This is a genomic window from Roseibium sp., assembly GCF_048260565.1.
GTDB lineage: Bacteria > Pseudomonadota > Alphaproteobacteria > Rhizobiales > Stappiaceae > Roseibium.
In genome coordinates this window covers 52,373-69,458 of record NZ_JBLXGP010000004.1, presented here as the reverse complement: position 1 = coordinate 69,458, position 17,086 = coordinate 52,373, and the positions used below count along the sequence as shown (strand labels likewise).

The window sequence follows — 17,086 nt, the reverse complement described above, 5'->3', positions numbered from 1 at the left end:
GGCTCAGGCCTCCCGAATGGTGACGGTCGTGGAACGGGGCAGGGCCGCGATCTCTGCGGATCCCGTGAAGATCAGGTCGACGCCGCGCGGAAACTGCGCATTGTTGGCCTTCACCTGATCCCAGAAGGCGGGGGAAACCGGACCAGCGGAGAACGCGGTTTCGGTTTCGATCCCCGGACCGGAGAGTTGGACGGGGCCGTCGTTGGTGAGGGTCTGCCCTGTCAGGATCAGGGTGGCCGAACGGTCCGGATATTCCAGCGTGCCCTGATGGAACTTGCCCAGGCTGCTCAGATGGGCCGGGTCGGCGATCAGCGCGAAAGCGGCCTCAACCGGCTCGCTGACGATGGGCGCGCCGGTGTGGAAGCGCAGAAAGGTCTTCACCGCTTCGGACCGGGCAAACGGTTTGTCCAGCCACACCGGCGTGTCGTAGTCGAACAGGGTCAGCGCGATGGCGGCGGCGACGGCCGAGAGCGGCGCGGGCGGGTTCAGCCCGCCGGTGTCGATTGCCTGCAGGCTGCCCGGACGGGCCATGGCATTCATGATCGTGCGGAAGCAGCGCTGGGCATCGTGAACCGGGTCGGCAAAACCGGCGGCCAGGGGCGCGGTCTTGCCGTTCGGGCCGGAAGTCTGGTTGAGGGCGGTCATCAGTTGTCTCCCCGCACCATGGTGAAAAAATCGACTTTGGTGGCTGCGGTCTCCGCTTTCAGGTCCTCATCGGCCTTTGAGCGGATCCGCGCGAGCGGGGCGACGATTTCCGTCTCGACCCGCTCGCGGTCGTCCGGGCGCTGCCAAAGAGCGTCGATGACGGCGGCCTGCAAGGCTTTCTGCTTGTGCCGGCCGAGACAATAGGAACTGCCGGCCTCGCCGCTCTCAAGGCGGACCACGCAGCGTGTCACCGTGACTTCGCCGAGGTTGAAGGGGCTGCCGGTGCCGCCCATGCGACCACGGACCATGACGAGGCCGGTTTCCGGCTGGCGGACCATCTCGAAGGCCGGCGGCGTGCCGATGCGGGCATAGACCGTCTCGAGATCTTCTGCCGAGGCGGAGGCCAGGACGGACATGACCGCCTTGCGGTCGAGACCGGGTGGCTGGTCGGATGCGGAGGGGGAAGCAGGTGTATCGGTCATAGGGGGTCGCCTTGGTTGGAGGTGGGGCGCCTGTGTCTGATGGGTTGTTTGTTAGAACGAATTTGTCTATTTGTATAGACGAATTTTTCGGTTGCTTCCTGACTACAGACCTTTGATGACGGACAGATGACAATACGAACGACACTTGATCGGGGCGCGGGAATCGCCATCTGGCGTCAGATCATGGAATGGCTGAAAGCGGAAATCGCCAGCGGCGCCTTCGAGAAAGGCAGTCGCCTGCCGCCGGAATCGGAGATTGCCGCCCGCTTCGGCGTCAATCGCCATACGGTGCGCCGGGCCATCGCCGCGCTGACGGCGGAAGGGATTTTGCGCGCCGACCAGGGCCGGGGCACGTTCGTCGCGGCCGCCCCGATCAGCTATCCGATCACGTCACGCACGCGGTTTTCCGAAATTGTTTCCGGCCAGGACAAGGCGCCGAGCGGCCGGCTGATCGGCTCGGGAACGGAAGAAGCCGATGCCTTGCTGGCGAACTGGTTGAAGGTGCCCATCGGAACGTTGCTGATCCGGATCGAAAACCTGCGGGTCGCCGACGGGATACCGGTGATGATCGGCACCAGCTGGTTCGAACAGAGCCGGTTCCCGAATCTGGTCGCCGACTACGCGGAAACCGGATCGATTACCAAGGCGCTGGCAAAGGCGGGTGTCGAAGACTACCGGCGCAAGGAAAGCCGGGTGACGGCGGAACTGGTCGACCCGCAGGACGTCGCGGTCCTCAATGTCGCATCGGGCCAGCCGGTCCTGGTCGTGGAAAGCCTGAACCTCGACGCGGAGGGCGAGCCCATGCAGTACACGCGGACCCGCATGGCTGCGGACCGGATCCAGCTCGTCGTGGAAAGCTGAGACCTCGTCAGAGCCAGAACTTCGGCACCTTTTTCGTGTCCTGCCAGTAGCCCTTGGCGTGCGGCCATGTGCCGGAGGACTGCGCCTCGTGCCAGCCGATGACGAAGCCGATCGCCAGCAGCACCTGTCGTGAGGACTTGCCGTCGATATCGGGCAGGGCAGCGAGTTTTTCCGCCATGGCGACATCGTTCAGATAGCCGAAGATGTCCTGCAGCCGTTTCATGCGTTTCAGGAACGGCTTGAGGTCCGACTTCGGATATAGGCTGCCGAAGAATTCGACGCCGTAGCGCAGCTTCTTGAGCGCCTTGCGCATTTCATGGCGTTCGGGGATCGTCAGATCGTCGATCCTGGAGCCGTAGCTGGAAACCTTCTTCCACTGCTTGTCGAGCGCTTTGCGCGAATAGACGCGGATCGTCTGGGCGAGCCGGGCGGTCTGATCGAAATTGTCGATGTCGAGCCAGCCCCGGCCTTCCGTGTAGGCGGCCAGATCGAACAGGAAGGCGTTGACGTCCGGCGCGCTCAGATGGGCGTGCAGGGCGGCGCGGCTTTCCTCGCGAATGGTGCGAAGATGCTCAAGAAGCGGCTCAAGGCCGATGCCTTGCGGGGCAACCTTTGCCAGCGGCGAAACGATTTCATCCGTCAGCACGTCAAGGTCGCGCACCTTGCCGGCTTCCGTTGCCAGGACGCGGGCCTGGGCGTCGAGGTCCTTGAGGGTCTGCGGATTGAGGACCGGCTTGAACAAGCGGAAGGCGCTGCGCAGCCGGCGCAGTCCGATCCGAAACTGGTGCGGACCCTCCGGATCGTCGCTTTCCAGAATGGCGACCCGATTGTCCGCGATCTGCGTCAGGCAGGAACGCAGGATTTCCCGGAAGGCCAGCTCGACGGTTTCATCCGGCGGCAAGGCGATATCCCCGGCGCTTTTCGGCCGGATGCCGGTTTCCGCCGCGCCTTCGGCAAGACGAAAGCCGCGTTCGGCCTTGGACCAGGGCGACAGGCGGAACGGGGCCGCGCCCACAATCTCGCGCGCCGCTTCGAGCAGGCGGGCGCCGGAACCGGTTTTCAGTTCGAATTCGACCTCGGCCAGGGTTTGGGTCCGCTCGCCGGCCTTGACCTCGCCCAGATCGAAGGCAACCTCGATCTCGCTGCCGTCTTCCTTTGAGGTCAGCAGGCGGGTCGTGCGGCGGATGTCGGTTTCGAAGCACTCGGTAAGCGGCTTGTCACCGATGACATCGGTGAGGGTCTTGAGAACGCCGGCGTCCTCGATGACCGAAAAGTCGATCGCCCGTCCGCGCACCGGATGTTCCGCTTCCACGGCACTGGAAAGCCCCCCCCTTACCCCGGTTCCAAGCTTCGCGGTCTGCACCCAGGACCGCCCGACCTTGCGGACGCGCAACGAGATTTTCGCCTTGCGCAGCGCCTGGTCGGGGGTGTCGAAATAGATCGACAGCAAGGGTTTGGTGACGGCCCGGCCGCCGGCGAAGCGTTGCAATGCTCCGCCGCGTTTCAGCTGATCGAGAACGTCTGGTGACACTTCGAGCTTCAGCTCGATTTCCTTGGGCGATTTGCTCATGAATTCTACTTACCCAAGAGCAAAATCGCTGTCCAGATGAAGCGCACAATTTGCGCCTTTGTCGCAGGAGCCTAGCCGAGGCCGCCCTTTGCCGCCGGAACCAGCCCGGTCATGCGCTGCAGCTTGTTCACGATGCGATCCGCCAGATGGGCGTAACGGGGAACCGGGCGATGGTTGAAGGCGATTTTCCGGATATAAGTCGGCACTTCCCAGACCGACGATGTGCCTGCCGGGAAGAAAACGCTGACGCCGGGCTGGCCCAGATAGACCTTTCCGGTCTCGTCGGTGATCCGGACTTCGCCTTCCAGAAACAAAACGGTTTCGTCCCACCCAAAATGCCAGCGGAACTTGCCGGCGGTGCAGGACCAATGATCGGTGCTGCCCCAGCCACGGGTGCCGATGGAAAGATTTGCGCAACGGGCTTCCGGCTGACCCTCGAGGACCCATTCCGGCCGGATCGGACGCGGCTCCAGTCTGCTGACATCGAGGACGGCCTGGGTGAATTTTCCCGGCGCGCTGCGCCGGTCGATGTCAGGGACCGGTGCCACAAATCCCAGGTTTCTGGCGATCGCTCTGAGGCCGGTGCCTCCCGAATGAACAGTTCCCATGGTATGTCCCCCTGAAAAATTCGGTCGTAAACAATTGCCGGAACCTGCCACGCAATTCATTGAAAGCCTCCTTACGATCGGGGTCTTCAGGGGCGTTTTCCGGCTTTCGCGGGGCACATTTTCCAGACGCGGTAAACAGATCCTCACCAACAGGCGCCCTGTCGGCTTTCCGGCCAACCGGCAGGCGTGTAATTTCGGGCCAAGAAACCCCGTGAGAACCGGTGCGGTCGTTCTTGCGCAAAACCTCAAGGGCGTGATAGAGACCGATTTCGGTGTCAGTTGCCCCTCTGGCGGAACTGGTAGACGCGCGGGATTCAAAATCCCGTTCCTTCGGGAGTGCCGGTTCGATTCCGGCGGGGGGCACCATCCTTATATGCGCTACCGCCCTTTGGGCTACTTGAGCGCGTTGTTATTCCGCTACCGGCCTTCAGCCTGCTTGAGCGCAGTTTTCTTGCGCTATCGGCTTCGCCTGCTTGAGCGCGTAGTTCTTGCGCTGCTTTCGCTATTTCAATCGGGGGACTGGGGCTGCTCCTTCGCCGTCCGCCATTTGCTGAGCCCGATACGCAGAAAAGCTGCAATTCTGGCCAGGTGAACCTTGGCACGATCCGGCCATTCCGGTTCCTCCGGCAATTCCAGAATAACCCGGGAAACAGTGTCGCCTTCGAGGTCCACCGCGACCAGATCAAGATTGTCCAGTTCAAGCCGGTCTCCGACACGAAGAACCTCGCCGAACCGCTCCGCGAAGGCCTGGGCAATGGTCAATTCCCGGTATTGGTCGGGAAGCTCGAATTTGTACTCTTCCGCGAGCGCGTTGAGGGCGACGGTGCTGTTGAATGCGAAGCCCTGGAAATCGGCGGTTTTCAGGGCCGTGGCGGATGTGTCGAACAGCGCATCGAGGCGTGTGATTCTTTTGGGCGGAACCAGGAAGTAGCCATAGTCGCCGGGGGTCAGCGGGCCGGCCTGTTCCGTCGATACGACCTCGTCGCCCCTGACGACGAAAACCGGCTTGAGCCAGACGGGCGTATAGGATGCTGTTAGGTAGGAGCACCCTTCCTCCACGGGATAGGCGACCAGTTCCAGCTGCTGCTGACCCGGCAGATCGATCTCGAAACGCTTCACGGCGGGCGCCGTATCCGGCAAGGCCAGTTTGAGGAGCCGCGCGGTCCAGCCCAGAGACGCTCCTTGCGCAATCAGCGAAACCAGGACCACGACGAACGCCAGGTTGAAAAACAGCTGTGCGCCCGGCAAATGCGCCAGAACCGGCAAGGTGGCCAGAAAAATGGACACTGCACCGCGCAGGCCGACCCATGACACGTAAATGGTTTCCGACTTTGTGAAGCGGAACGGCGCCAGCGAGGCCAGCACGCCAAGGGGCCGTGCCACCAGCATCAGAAACACGGCGATCAGGACCGCCGTGAAGGCGTAGTCGGCCATTTTGCTTGGCGTCACCAGCAAACCGAGCATCACGAACATGACCAGTTGTGCCATCCACGTGGAACTGTCCATGAAGTTCAACAAGGAAGGAAATGCCCGAACAGGCCGGTTGCCGAGGACGAGGCCTGCCAGGTAAACGGCCAGGAACCCGCTGGCATTGAGCAACGCGGAGACGGTGAAGATCACGATTGCGGCCGCAAGAACGAAAAGCGGCAGCAGTCCTCCCGACAACGGCATTCGGGACAGGATCCAGACCAGGGCGAACCCTCCGGCGATCCCGATCAGGGCCCCGAGGGCAAACTGCTGGAAAAACAGAACCAGGGTTCCGGCAAGGGGATTGGCGGCATTGGGCGCGGCGCTCACCAGGGCGAATTCCAGCAGGGCGAGCGTGAGAAACAGGGCCATGGGGTCGTTGGTGGCGGATTCCGTTTCCAGCACCGGCCCGACCCTGCCCCGGAGTTTGAGACCTCCGGCCTTCAGCAGGAAGAACACGGCGGCGGCATCGGTCGATGCGACAATGGATCCGAGCAGGAAACTGACGATCCAGCCGAACCCGATGACATAGTGGGCGAACACACCGGTGAGAAAGGCCGTGACAAGGACGCCTACCGTGGAAAGCGCCAGGGCGGGCGCGGCAACCGAGCGAATCGTGGAAAGGCGGGTACGCATGCCGCCATCGAACAGGATCACGGCCAGTGCGGCCGAGCCGATCAGATAGGCAATGATGTAACTGTCGAAACTCAGTCCGACCGGTCCGTCCTCGCCGAGCAGCATGCCGATGCCCAGAAAGACCAGAAGCAGGGGGGCGCCGAAACGAACGGCGGCAATGCTCGACAGGATGCCGAGCACGATAATGGCTGCCGCAGACAGCAGGACGAGGTTGTTGACGACAAGGTCTTGCATCGTTTCCGCAGTTCCCGGCGCTTCACGGCCGGTCACGAGTAGGTCTGATCACGCCAGCCTAGGGCATCACACAAATGTAGTCGATGTGTCATGAAGGTCCCGTGTCGGCTTCGCTGATGTTTGCGGTGTCAGGCATCCGAAAACGGGTCGGCCCGCGATTGAACTCGCGAAGGGCGATGGGGCGGAGTTCGTCGTGTGCCGGAAAATTAAATTGCGGAAGGGCCGAGGGACCTGTTCGCGGGGAGCGGATCGGAGTGGAGCGGCGCGCCCTCGGAAAGCGCGCCGCTCCGCCAGGGTCAGGCTCGGACATCCTGAAGGCTAGTTGATCAAGTCATCGGCTCTCAGTCGATCCATAGCCGCTGTCACTGCTGCTCTAGGGAAGCTGTCCCGTTTATGGTCGTTCCATGCTTCCAGAGCTTCCGACATTTCAGGTTGGGTCTTTATGCCCTCTGAAACGGATAGGAAATGAACGCTAGATAAAAGTTCCATTCCATACGGCGTTTCATAACCATCGATTAAAAGTGAAAGCTTTGATATTAATTCGGCAGTATCTATGTCTCTTGATTTCAAAAACTCATCTGCCGCAGCATAAGTTGCTGGTGTAACAACAACGGTTTTTTCTTCACTGCTATAGCCGTAGATATAATGCTTTAGCTCCATGGCTTTGAAGGCGTGATGCAAAGCTTCGGAATAAGGTCCGAATTTTTGTTTTGAGAATTTTAGTCCAAATTCGGTTCCTAGGACTTGAAGGAAGTACGCAAGTTTTTGCGCGGTCAGGCGCGTAAGATGACCACCAAAATATTTTTCTAGCTCAGCAAACGCTACCATCATTGTGGCACGTTCCACTGTCAAATCGTTGGGGACTGAAACTTGCTCGGGCTTCATTGTCTCTGCCACTGGGGCAAAAACAACGAATTTTACGTCCGGTAATTCAGAAAGGCTTTTCTCGATGAGCGGCCTCACCTCTAACCAATCCAAGCCACCGTTGCCGCACCCTAGAGGAGGGAGCGCGACGGATTTAATGCCGAGTTCTCTGACTTGATTTACAAAGTCGCTCAAACCTTCGCGGACGTATTCGATTTTAGACTTTGCTCGCCAGTGCTGTTTGGTCGGAAAATTGATTAGGTATCGATGTTTTCCGTTGCTGAGGATGTCGTGGTTCTCAAAAATAAACATGCTCCCCGGTGAGATTTTTTTCGCATCGCAGAGCTTCTTGTATGCCTTGAAATTTTCAGGCCAGCGTCGTTTGAATTCTAGCGCTACGCCTTTGCCCATGACACCGACGCAATTGACAGTGTTTACGATTGCCTCTGTAGGCTCATCGAACATGTCGCCGTTTTTGTATTCGATTGTCATCATTCAAAAATAACATCTGGGTTTGACATAAACAGGTATGCTTGCGCCTGACTCGTTCACCCACCCTTGAACTGTTGCAAGGTGTGCGTCGTTTTTCAGTATGATGCACAAAACCTCGTCCATACTCAAATAGTCCTTCACCATGAATTCGGCCATACGCTGTTTACTGCGCATTTGATATCGAACAGGTTGATCGCGGTCGTGCTGCCAACGGCAGACACCAGCGTAGCCTATTTCATTAATGGTCGCTGTTAGTGGCGCTTCATCGAATAATGCCCAATTCACATGGCTGGCGAGCTGGGCCGGCTGATTTTGGTAAGAAGGTGGGATTGCAGAGTTACAAGCTAAGTCGGTGAACCAGCAGTCGCGACCACTACCAAAAAGTGCGCTCGGTTCAACGACCAGATAGGCAACATCTTCCATCTGAGCAATGCCAAGATCGGCATTGGTTGGGCTAATTGCGCGAACATTGCCCACATGAATCGTGTAGGCCATTTTTGTAATTGGTGAAAAATAGAAAGGCACAAAATCATTCACGTTCGAACCGCAAGGTGTTGTGAACTGTGCTGTTCCGCGACGCTGCACAATATCGCTGAATGAAATCCTAAAGCCGGGCTGCATGTTCCGATGATTTTTGGCATAGACTCGACCATCTGCCAGATATCTCCGCAGATTTTGAAAGTACGTCATTCTGAATAGAAAGCGATTGGGCACGGCGAGTTTTTTGCCTTCGATCTGAAATGCTATCCGGTATCATCAACGCAAAATTGTGTCCACTGTTCCGAAGTTAAATTGGCCGCTTTTGCGATCAGCTGAAACGGTGGGGAATTAATACGCAAGAATATTTGAAATATCGGGGCAATTTTCTGCTTAAAATTCTGATGAGCATCAGATTGTATTTAATTTTAATGGTCCTAATGAGTATATTTTCTTATTCTACGCTCTCGGACTACGGGTTGATTCAGGGCGAAAATCTTGTACTATTACCTGTTTTCTTTTCGTTATCACGATTCCTGATCGGAATGCGTCAGAGAATACAGTCCAGACTTGGCTAATGCCGGTCCGAGCTTCTAAATTCTTCTGCTTGCTAGAAGTGGAGCGGCGCGCCCTCGGAAAGCGCGCCGCTCCGCCAGGGTCAGGCTCGGACTTCCTGACGCTGGAAGACGGTGTAGGCGAGGGTGAACAGGAGCACCATCGCCGCGAACAGCCCGGAGATCTGCGGCCAGATGATGACCAGGCTCTGCATGGTCGGCAGCGGGGCGTTGATCAGCGCGCCCTGGAGCTGGCTCATGAAGATCGGCCCCACCGAGCGGTTGGCCGGGTCGAGCAGCATGCTGGACACCTCGCCGTAGAGCGTCTGCGGCGAGATCCGCGCGATCACCTGCTGGGTCTCGAAATTGGAGAGCAGGGTCATCGGGTTATACGGATCGACCGGCGAGAGGACGCCTGCGACAAGCGGGGCGATCATGCTCCAGAACACGCTCAGGATCAGCCACAGGGCAAGGGCGGCAAGGGCCGCTGTCGCCGCCGAGCGGATCAGCGTCGAGAACGCCATCGCCAGCGCCAGCCACACCCCGGCATAGACCAGGGTCGCCGCCAGATAGGCGATGCCGCGCACCAGCTCGGGCCCAGATGGCGGCAGGCCGAGGAACAGGATCCCGAGCCCGGTCATCAAAAGCCACAGCGTCAGAAGCGCGATCGCGATCACCAGAAGCGCGCCGAGAAACTTCCCGAACAGGAGCGCGTCCCGGTAGATCGGCTGGGCCAGAAGCCGGCTCATGGTTCGCCTGCCGTATTCACCGTTGATCGCATCGAACCCGAGTGCGATCGCCACCAGCGGCAACAGAAAGCCGAGGAAGGAGGCGAAAGACGGTAGGGGTTGCTGGGCGGTGGTGAACAGCTTCAGGAACAGGAACGGATCTTCCGACGTGGTGTCGCGGATGTGGGTGATGGCGCCGTAGACGGCGCCGATCGCTGTCAGCAGCACGAGCAGCATGATCAGATGCATGCGCGCGCTGGTCATGTGGTCGGCCGCCTCTTTCAAGGCGACGGTCATCACCCCCTTGAAGGGAGAACCTTCACGCTTCATGGCCGTACTCCTTGAAAAAACGGTCGTAGGCTTCGTCGAGCCGGGTCCGGCGCAGGTCCATGTTGCGCAGGTCGCCGCCGGCTTGGACGATCAGGCGGCCGAGGTCGGGGCGGATGTCCTGTACCGCCTCGATATGCCACTGCCCGTCTCCGTCCGGGGTGATCGACTTGACCCCGTCCGCGGCTTTCGCCGCCTTGACGAGATCGATGCCATCGGCCTCGACATCGACGACAAAGGCGCCGCCGCCGAGTTTGCCGGCCAGTTCCTCGGTGGTGCCGAGGAACCCGATCCGGCCCTTGTTGAACAACGCGATGCGGTGGCAGACCGACTGGACCGCATCCAGGATGTGCGAGGACAACAGGATGGTCATGCCGTCCCTGCTGAGGCTGCGGATCAGGTCGAGCAGTTCCCGGGTCGATTGCGGGTCGAGGCCGGAGGTCGGCTCATCCAGGATCGCGATGCGGCACTTGCGCATGAGCAGTTCGGCGATGCCGAGCCGCTTGCGCATGCCGTGGGAATAGGTCGAGACCCGCTTGTCGGCCACGTCCGTCAACCGGACCTTTTCCACGGCGGCGGCGATATTCTCCGCCGCTTGGGCTTGCGATTGGCCGGAAAGCCGCGCCGTATAGGCAAGGTTCTCCCGGCCGGTCATGTTGTTGTAGAACCCGATCGAATCCGGCAGGTAGCCGACGTCGCTCTTGACCTGCAGGGGCTGGCGCACCGGGTCCTTGCCGAGAATGACGACATCGCCGCCGTCCGCCTCGGTCAGGCCGAGCAGCATCAGGATCGTGGTGGTCTTGCCGGCGCCGTTGGGCCCAAGCAGTCCGATGACTTCCCCGGCCTCGACCGAAAAGTCGATGCCGGCGACGGCCACGTTGCTGCCGTAGCGCTTGGTCAGCCCCCTGGCTTCAATGACTGTGTCGCTCATCGCCGGCCGTACCTTGTGACAGAGACGCCGAGGACAATCACCGAGGCCGCGATCACGCCGAGCCCGGCAAGGCCCCAGATGGTCGAGGTTTCCACGGTCACGCGGAACTTTTCCGTGTCGGAGGCAGCGCCGGAGGACGCCGTCAGGTTGAGCATGTAGTCGCCGGCAATGGCCTTTTCCGACGGGTGGATCGAGACATTGACCTCCTGCTTGGCGTCAGGCGCCAGCATGGGGATCGACTTGGGTTCGTAGCTCACCTTCCAGCCCTGGGGCGTCGACGCCCTCAAGGCGATGTCGCTGACCGGCGCGCTTCCGGTATTGGTGACGGTGAAGCTGAAGTTGGTGTCCTTGCCTGCGACCGCCGATCCGCTGAGCCGGCCCTGGGGGCCTTCCATGCTGATCTCCGGCTGGCCGGTGACCTCAAGGCTCAGGTCGGTGTTGGCGACATTTTCGCCGTCGGCGACGGCAACCTTGATCGGGTAGCGCCCGGCCTCGACGGCATGGGGCGGCACGACTTCCACCGTCAGATCGGCGGTGGCGCCGGCCTTGACCGGCAGACCGGTGATTTCCTCGGAGCCGTAGCCCTGCTTGAAGCGGGTCTGGAAGCCGTCCGGAACCTGGGCGGCCAGGTTGAACAGGGCATCCTCGGCACCGTTGTTGGCCACCTTGAGCTTGTAGGTGAAGGTGGATTTGGCAGTGCCGCGCAGGGCGGGCAGCTGCGGGGTGAGCTTCACGCCACCGGCCGCGGCCGAGGACACCTTGAGGGTCATCGGCAGGGTGGCGACCGCGTTGCCGTAATGGGCGGTGACCTTGATCGGGAAGGACTTGTCGGCGCTCGATGCCGGCGGGGTTACCTTGAGCATCAGCCGCTCGCTGCCGTTCGGCTGAACTATGGCCGCGGTTACTTCGCGCCCGCCGCCTTCAAGCGCCCAGTCCCAGCCGTCGGGAATGCCGGAGACGTCGAGTTCCGCGCGCTGTGGCGGCATGTCGGCGTTTTTCAGGGTGAGCTGGATGTTTTCCTTTTCGCCCGGGCGAAGCGCGAGTTCCGGATATGGGGTGGTCAGCCAGAACCCCTTGAGGTCCCGGGTCTGCATGTCCTGGGCAAGGGACGGGGCGCCCGTCGCAAGCTGCACTGCCGCCGATATCGGCAGCATGACGGCCAGCGCCCTGGCAAAGGATTTGACTGGGGACTTGGCCAGTGACTTGGCCGGTGACTTAGCCGGTAACTTGAGGTGAGAAATGCGGTTCATGTTCGATGTTCTCTTAAGTCAACCTGAAATGCCGGGATCTGCCCGACCGGATTGCCCGGCGGGAGGGCCTTCGGTCTCGTTCACGCTGAAGCTTCGCCGGTCTCACGGCCGGTGGACCCGGAAGTGTGGACGACGGCTTGCCGTTCGGTTTCACAGGAAGAAGAGCGCCGGGAGCGGCAGGCTTGCGACTGGTGCGGGTGACGACCTGGGATGATCGCCTGATGGATTGCAAACCCGCCGTCCGCGGAGCGCCTTAAGAGATGACCGGAGGCGGTCGGGCGTAGATGCGCGGGGATCCGTCATCGATCCATGCGACCGGGCTCCGGTGGCCGAGCCAGATGGCACGAATGCGATTGTCTTCGAGCAGGCTCAGGCTTCGGATGAAATCCGTGCCGCCAGCCTGTGAGAAAGCAGTGGCAGCGACATCATCGAAACCGTCACTGCAATCGGCGGGAGCCCGGGCCTCGGAATCGAGCAGGCCCCGGTCACCGGTATCTAAGGTTCCGTCATCATCGGCGGGGGCGGTGTTCCGCGCAGCGGAGGCGTCGGAATGTTCGAGCCGGGAAGAGGAGATTGCTCCGTCGCGCGGAGTGCCTTGCGCGGAAGCCGGCAAGGCAAAGGCCGAGGCGGCCAGAAAGACAAAACACAGGAGGACTGCGCCGGGAAATTTGAACGCGGGCCGAAAACGGACTTTGGTCATGTTCGATCCCGGTTTGCCGGGTTTGTTCGACGATGCCATGACGGTTGCGATGCCAATTTTCGTGACGCAGAAAGTGCGAGAGGCGGTTTGCTTAGGACTCGATTATGATCATTTTGTGATGGGGCTTCGTCCACGCAGTCGCATTTATGCGGATGGCCGAAAGCCGCTTGACCGAGGCCCCATCTGGCTCTAGGCGTTTTCCACGCGCATCCGGCCCGCCCGCAATCGACGCAGGGCGCAGCGATTGCGGGAATTGCGGGCTGAGGTAACCGGAATGTTGAGACGCCTTTACGACTGGACCCTGTCTCTTGCCGCGGGGCCGAGAGCGAATTTCGCGCTTGGAACCGTATCCTTCATAGAGAGTTCGGTCTTTCCGATCCCGCCGGACCTGCTGCTGATCCCGATGGTGATCGCGAAACGGGAAAAGGCCTGGTATCTGGCGTTCCTGTGCACCGTCACCTCGGTGATCGGCGGCCTGCTCGGTTATTTCATCGGCTCGGTCCTGTTTTACGAGATCGCGGAACCGATCCTGTCCTTCTATGGCTATCTCGACAAGTTCGACGAGTTCAGCCGGCTCTTCAACGAATGGGGCTGGTGGTTCGTTTTCTTCGCCGGCCTGACGCCGTTCCCCTACAAGGTGATCACGATCGCCAGCGGCGTTACCGGTCTCAGCCTGCCGATCTTCATGCTGGCGAGCGTGGTGTCACGCGGGATCCGGTTTTTCGTGGTCTCGGCGCTGCTTTACTTCTTCGGGCCGCCGATCCGCGACTTTATCGAAAAACGCCTCGGCCTCATGTTCACCGTATTTGTTGTATTGCTGGTCGGCGGGTTTGCGGCAATAAAGCTGCTTTAGGCAGGTTGCCGTGAGCAAGCCGCTTCTGGACGGGGTGAATTGACCAATGACGAATAAGACGACCGCGAAAGCCGCCATGATCGTGCTTCTTCTGGGCGGGCTGGCCGTCATCGCGACGGCCTGGGGCTTCCAGCTCATCGGTGGCTATGATCCCTGCAAGCTCTGCCTTGAACAGCGCGTGCCTTATTATGTCGGACTGCCGCTGACGGCACTGGCCCTGGTTCTGGGATCCACCGGGCGTCGCGGGGTGGCCGCGCTTGTTATGCTTGTGACCGTCGTTGTCTTTGCTTACGGCTCCGGTCTCGGGGTCTATCAGGCCGGGGCAGAATGGAACTTCTGGACCGGTCCGACCGATTGCGGCGGCACCGGAGGTGCGCCCTCATCGGCAGTGTCGCTGCTGGGAGACCTGGACGGTTACCGGCTCGTCAGCTGCACCGAGGCGGCGTTGCGCATTCTCGGTCTCTCCTTTGCCGGCTGGAACGCGGTGGCATCGGCCGGTCTTGCGCTTCTGGCGTTGATCGGGGCAATCTCGCTGAAAGGGGCCGTCAGGGAGAGCCAAGCGTGACCAGTCATCGGGATCGGCAGGAAGCGAAGCGGGAAGAGGCCTTGCGGGCCATCGATCGCGCGGACGCCGAAAGCGAGACGATCACCGGCTCCACGCTCGCGCGCATGGCGAAGCGGGCGCAGCACCATATGGCCGGCGCCGATGCGGACGAGACCGATCGGATCGAGGTCTGGGGCACACGGATCGGCCGGACCGCCGGGCTTCTATTCGCCATAGGCCTCGTCATTTATCTGATCACGACCTATCTCCTTTAGAGGCCCGGCGTCGGATCCGGTGCGGGCCGGCATCAGGAGAGGTGTATGGAAGATTGGGTGAAGGACGGCCTGGAAAATGCCCGGACGATGAAAAGCCCGGACAACTGGCATCTCCGCCAGCCTCCCGGCCTGAAGGTTTTCCAACAGATCGCGACGGACGCGTTCGATGCGCTCCCGGATGAATTCCGCGACAGGTGCCGGGATCTGGTCATCACCGTTGAGGACTGGGCCAGCGAGGAGATGCTGGACAGCGTCGGCGTCGATGATTTCTACGGTCTTCTCGGATTGTTCGAGGGGATCGGTCTTGCCCAGGGCGGCGGCGAATTGCGGACCGGGCAGGGGCCGAACCGGATCTGGCTGTTCCGGCGGCCGATTCTCGACTACTGGGCCGGCGGCGAGGACAGTCTCGGCGATATCATTTCACACGTTCTCGTCCATGAGATCGGCCATCACTTCGGCCTGTCGGACGAGGATATGGAAGGCATCGAGGCCGCGGCCGACCTCTGAAGATCCGCCGCGGCCCCGATAAATCCGTCAGACCTGCGAAGTGCCGGTGCCTGTTATTCGGCAGCCTGCTTGTTGGCGCGCTCGATCGATTCCATGATCATGCGCTTTGCCGTTTCGGCGCTTTCGACGGTCTTGACCTTGACCCACTTGCCCGGTTCCAGATCCTTGTAGTGCTCGAAGAAATGCTTGACCTGGCTGATCGTGATTTCCGGCAGATCCGCAACGCTGTGAACCTTGTCGTAGCGCTTGGTCAGCTTGTGGCTCGGAACGGCAATGATTTTCTCATCCTGGCCGGATTCGTCTTCCATGATCAGAACGCCAATCGGCCGGCAGTTCATGATGGCGCCCGGTACGATCGGGCGCTGGTTGACCACCACGACGTCGATCGGGTCGCCGTCGCCGCACAGTGTATGCGGGACGAAGCCGTAGTTTCCGGGATAGCGCATAGGAGTGTAGAGGAAGCGGTCGACGTACATGGCGCCGGCTTCCTTGTCCATTTCGTATTTGATCGGCTCGCCGCCGACGGAGACTTCGACGATCACATTGATGTCTTCGGGCGGGTTCTTGCCGATCGGCACCGCATCGATACGCATGCTGCTTGACTCCTGTTCGCTGTTGATGGGTCTATTGCAGCCTGACCGGGCAAGCGCAAGCCCCAATTTGTTGCATTGCAACGATATGATGAATCCCGATAGGCCCGAACGGCGCCCGGGTCTTCGATTTCAGGCGGGTTTGCCGCGTTGAGGTGAACATGATTTTTACAAGACCGATTCTCGCGGCTTTGCTTTCGCTGGCCTTGCCCGCCGTTTCCGGGGCCGCCGACATCACCAGCGCCTACACCAAGCTCAATCTGGACGCCTGCCAGTGGCGCCAGCCGACGGGCGAGGAGCAGGAGGGCGTCGACGGCGGCAAAGCGGACTGTCCGGGCTATGCCGGTATCCCGGTCTATGTCACCGAGGGTGACTTGCGCATGTTCGTCTCCTTCGGAGCGGATGCGGAAAACGAACCGGCCGCCCGTCAGACCCTGCCCAATTTCAACACCGTCAACGACACGCTCGAATGGCGCCTGCGCGACGGCCGGCCCTTCGCTACCATCCTGCGCTGGTTCCCGAGCGAGGGCAGCGGCGGCAAGCAAGGCAATATCCTGATCGTCACCCGGATCGCACCGGGGGCCACCTGTCAGGTCGCGCGGGTCGATGCGCAGGTCAATGCGAATGCCAATGTCCTGGCGCGTCAGGCCGCCGACGAACTCGCCCCCGGTTTCGACTGCAGCCAGGCGCCGTTGGTCATCGGTCGGCCGGGAAACTTCAACTGAAGCTCCGGCCCAATCCGGCTCATGTCAGCGCCGGCCAGGTATAGACCGACAAGCCCATGCGCTTGCCGGCGCTGCGGTACCAGGATTTTGCGGCAAACTTGCCTCCCAGGGCCTTGTAGAACGTGCAGGCCGGGTCATTGTCGCTGAGGACCTGCACGGCCAGTCCGGACAGGTTGCGGGCGGCGAGTTCCGCCCTGACGGACTCGAACAGGCTGCGGCCGAAGCCAAGGCCCTGGTATTCCGGTTTCAGATAGAGTTCGTAGATCTCGCCTTCGCTGGCAAGATCCCGGATGCGGCAGGTGCCGAAGGTGGCATATCCTGCCGGCTCGTCGGCGACCTGCAGCAGTTTGATCTGCACGCCGCGAGACAGAGCCGCGCGCCACCAGGGCGCGGTTCGCCGGGAGACGAGCCTTTGGAGTTCGACACCGTTGAGCAGGCCGCGATAGGCCCCGAGCCAGGCCGTGCTGTGTATATCGGCCAGAGCGTCGCAATCCTCCGGCGTCGCCGGACGCAGGTCTATAAGCGCGGTTGTCATGAAGACAGGATACTATACCGGGCGGTTTGGGGAAGTCTGAAAATGCCCTGCTTCGGGCCGGTTTTGAAGTTCGCGGGCCCGAATATGAAAAGGGCCGGCTGATCGCCGGCCCTTCAGTTGCCCTGATGTTTGATACTGAAACTCTGGTTCGAACAAACCCGGATATCGGGGGGCTGGGGGGCTAATGCGTTCCGAGACCCAAGTCGTTCGACCCATCAGGGTATGAGTGAA

At 60.8% G+C, this 17,086-nt stretch carries 19 protein-coding genes and 1 tRNA gene; 7 read left to right on the top strand and 13 right to left on the bottom strand.

What is annotated here, in order from left to right:
• Positions 1-3: 3 nt before the first annotated feature.
• Both phnH and phnG read right to left on the bottom strand, forming a co-directional pair.
• Positions 4-645, bottom strand: coding sequence for a phosphonate C-P lyase system protein PhnH (gene phnH, locus ACN0SO_RS11215; RefSeq protein WP_417677619.1), 642 nt, complete (start codon positions 643-645; stop codon positions 4-6).
• Positions 645-1,127 (bottom strand): phosphonate C-P lyase system protein PhnG, encoded by a 483-nt coding sequence (gene phnG, locus ACN0SO_RS11210; protein WP_417677617.1) that lies wholly within the window; start codon positions 1,125-1,127, stop codon positions 645-647. Before phnG ends, phnH begins: the two co-directional genes overlap by 1 nt.
• 126 nt (positions 1,128-1,253) lie before the next feature.
• Between phnG and phnF the strand changes: the two genes are divergently transcribed.
• Positions 1,254-1,988 (top strand): phosphonate metabolism transcriptional regulator PhnF, encoded by a 735-nt coding sequence (gene phnF / locus ACN0SO_RS11205; protein WP_417677615.1) that lies wholly within the window; start codon positions 1,254-1,256, stop codon positions 1,986-1,988.
• Between the two features lie 7 nt (positions 1,989-1,995).
• On the opposite strand, the gene ACN0SO_RS11200 is transcribed toward phnF, so the two are convergent.
• On the bottom strand, positions 1,996-3,558 hold the full coding sequence (locus ACN0SO_RS11200; RefSeq protein WP_417677613.1) for a CHAD domain-containing protein: 1,563 nt from the start codon (positions 3,556-3,558) through the stop codon (positions 1,996-1,998).
• Positions 3,559-3,629: 71 nt separating this feature from the next.
• Complete coding sequence (locus tag ACN0SO_RS11195; protein WP_417677611.1) at positions 3,630-4,166, bottom strand: cupin domain-containing protein; 537 nt, start codon at positions 4,164-4,166, stop codon at positions 3,630-3,632.
• 281 nt (positions 4,167-4,447) lie between these two features.
• Between ACN0SO_RS11195 and ACN0SO_RS11190 the strand changes: the two genes are divergently transcribed.
• A tRNA-Leu gene (locus ACN0SO_RS11190) sits at positions 4,448-4,532 on the top strand.
• 141 nt (positions 4,533-4,673) lie between these two features.
• Here ACN0SO_RS11190 and ACN0SO_RS11185 read toward each other — a convergent pair.
• The 7 genes from ACN0SO_RS11185 to ACN0SO_RS11155 form a co-directional block, all read right to left on the bottom strand.
• A complete protein-coding gene (locus ACN0SO_RS11185) occupies positions 4,674-6,503 on the bottom strand; it encodes a potassium/proton antiporter (protein ID WP_417677610.1) in 1,830 nt (609 codons plus the stop codon).
• Positions 6,504-6,821: 318 nt separating this feature from the next.
• Positions 6,822-7,862, bottom strand: a complete 1,041-nt coding sequence (locus ACN0SO_RS11180) for a macro domain-containing protein (protein ID WP_417677608.1) — start codon at positions 7,860-7,862, stop codon at positions 6,822-6,824.
• On the bottom strand, positions 7,863-8,549 hold the full coding sequence (locus ACN0SO_RS11175) for a DUF4433 domain-containing protein (RefSeq protein WP_417678210.1): 687 nt from the start codon (positions 8,547-8,549) through the stop codon (positions 7,863-7,865). It abuts the gene before it with no gap.
• 445 nt (positions 8,550-8,994) lie between these two features.
• A complete protein-coding gene (locus tag ACN0SO_RS11170) occupies positions 8,995-9,948 on the bottom strand; it encodes an ABC transporter permease (RefSeq protein ID WP_417677606.1) in 954 nt (317 codons plus the stop codon).
• Positions 9,938-10,876 carry an ABC transporter ATP-binding protein gene (locus ACN0SO_RS11165; RefSeq protein WP_417677604.1) on the bottom strand — a complete coding sequence of 313 codons (939 nt, stop codon included), beginning with the start codon at positions 10,874-10,876 and terminating at the stop codon, positions 9,938-9,940. Before ACN0SO_RS11165 ends, ACN0SO_RS11170 begins: the two co-directional genes overlap by 11 nt.
• On the bottom strand, positions 10,873-12,126 hold the full coding sequence (locus ACN0SO_RS11160; RefSeq protein WP_417677602.1) for an NEW3 domain-containing protein: 1,254 nt from the start codon (positions 12,124-12,126) through the stop codon (positions 10,873-10,875). The genes ACN0SO_RS11165 and ACN0SO_RS11160 overlap by 4 nt, the downstream gene beginning before the upstream one ends.
• A 253-nt stretch (positions 12,127-12,379) precedes the next feature.
• Positions 12,380-12,826, bottom strand: coding sequence for a hypothetical protein (locus ACN0SO_RS11155; RefSeq protein ID WP_417677600.1), 447 nt, complete (start codon positions 12,824-12,826; stop codon positions 12,380-12,382).
• A 274-nt stretch (positions 12,827-13,100) separates the two neighbouring features.
• Here ACN0SO_RS11155 and ACN0SO_RS11150 point away from each other — a divergent pair, with 274 nt between their 5' ends.
• The 4 genes from ACN0SO_RS11150 to ACN0SO_RS11135 are packed head-to-tail and all read left to right on the top strand — an operon-like array spanning position 13,101 to position 15,005.
• Positions 13,101-13,679 carry a YqaA family protein gene (locus ACN0SO_RS11150; protein ID WP_417677598.1) on the top strand — a complete coding sequence of 193 codons (579 nt, stop codon included), beginning with the start codon at positions 13,101-13,103 and terminating at the stop codon, positions 13,677-13,679.
• 46 nt (positions 13,680-13,725) lie between these two features.
• Positions 13,726-14,244 carry a disulfide bond formation protein B gene (locus ACN0SO_RS11145; protein ID WP_417677596.1) on the top strand — a complete coding sequence of 173 codons (519 nt, stop codon included), beginning with the start codon at positions 13,726-13,728 and terminating at the stop codon, positions 14,242-14,244.
• Positions 14,241-14,498, top strand: coding sequence for a hypothetical protein (locus ACN0SO_RS11140; RefSeq protein WP_417677594.1), 258 nt, complete (start codon positions 14,241-14,243; stop codon positions 14,496-14,498). The genes ACN0SO_RS11145 and ACN0SO_RS11140 overlap by 4 nt, the downstream gene beginning before the upstream one ends.
• A gap of 45 nt (positions 14,499-14,543) precedes the next feature.
• Positions 14,544-15,005 (top strand): metallopeptidase family protein, encoded by a 462-nt coding sequence (locus tag ACN0SO_RS11135; protein WP_417677592.1) that lies wholly within the window; start codon positions 14,544-14,546, stop codon positions 15,003-15,005.
• Positions 15,006-15,058: 53 nt separating this feature from the next.
• Here the strand turns inward: ACN0SO_RS11135 and ppa are convergent, their stop codons facing one another.
• Entirely contained in the window at positions 15,059-15,598 is a 540-nt protein-coding gene (gene ppa, locus ACN0SO_RS11130; protein ID WP_417677590.1) for an inorganic diphosphatase, read from the bottom strand.
• Positions 15,599-15,756: 158 nt separating this feature from the next.
• On the opposite strand from ppa, the gene ACN0SO_RS11125 reads away from it, so the two are divergent.
• Positions 15,757-16,320 carry a hypothetical protein gene (locus ACN0SO_RS11125; protein WP_417677588.1) on the top strand — a complete coding sequence of 188 codons (564 nt, stop codon included), beginning with the start codon at positions 15,757-15,759 and terminating at the stop codon, positions 16,318-16,320.
• A 19-nt stretch (positions 16,321-16,339) separates the two neighbouring features.
• On the opposite strand, the gene ACN0SO_RS11120 is transcribed toward ACN0SO_RS11125, so the two are convergent.
• On the bottom strand, positions 16,340-16,855 hold the full coding sequence (locus tag ACN0SO_RS11120; protein ID WP_417677586.1) for a GNAT family N-acetyltransferase: 516 nt from the start codon (positions 16,853-16,855) through the stop codon (positions 16,340-16,342).
• Between the last annotated feature and the right edge of the window lie 231 nt (positions 16,856-17,086).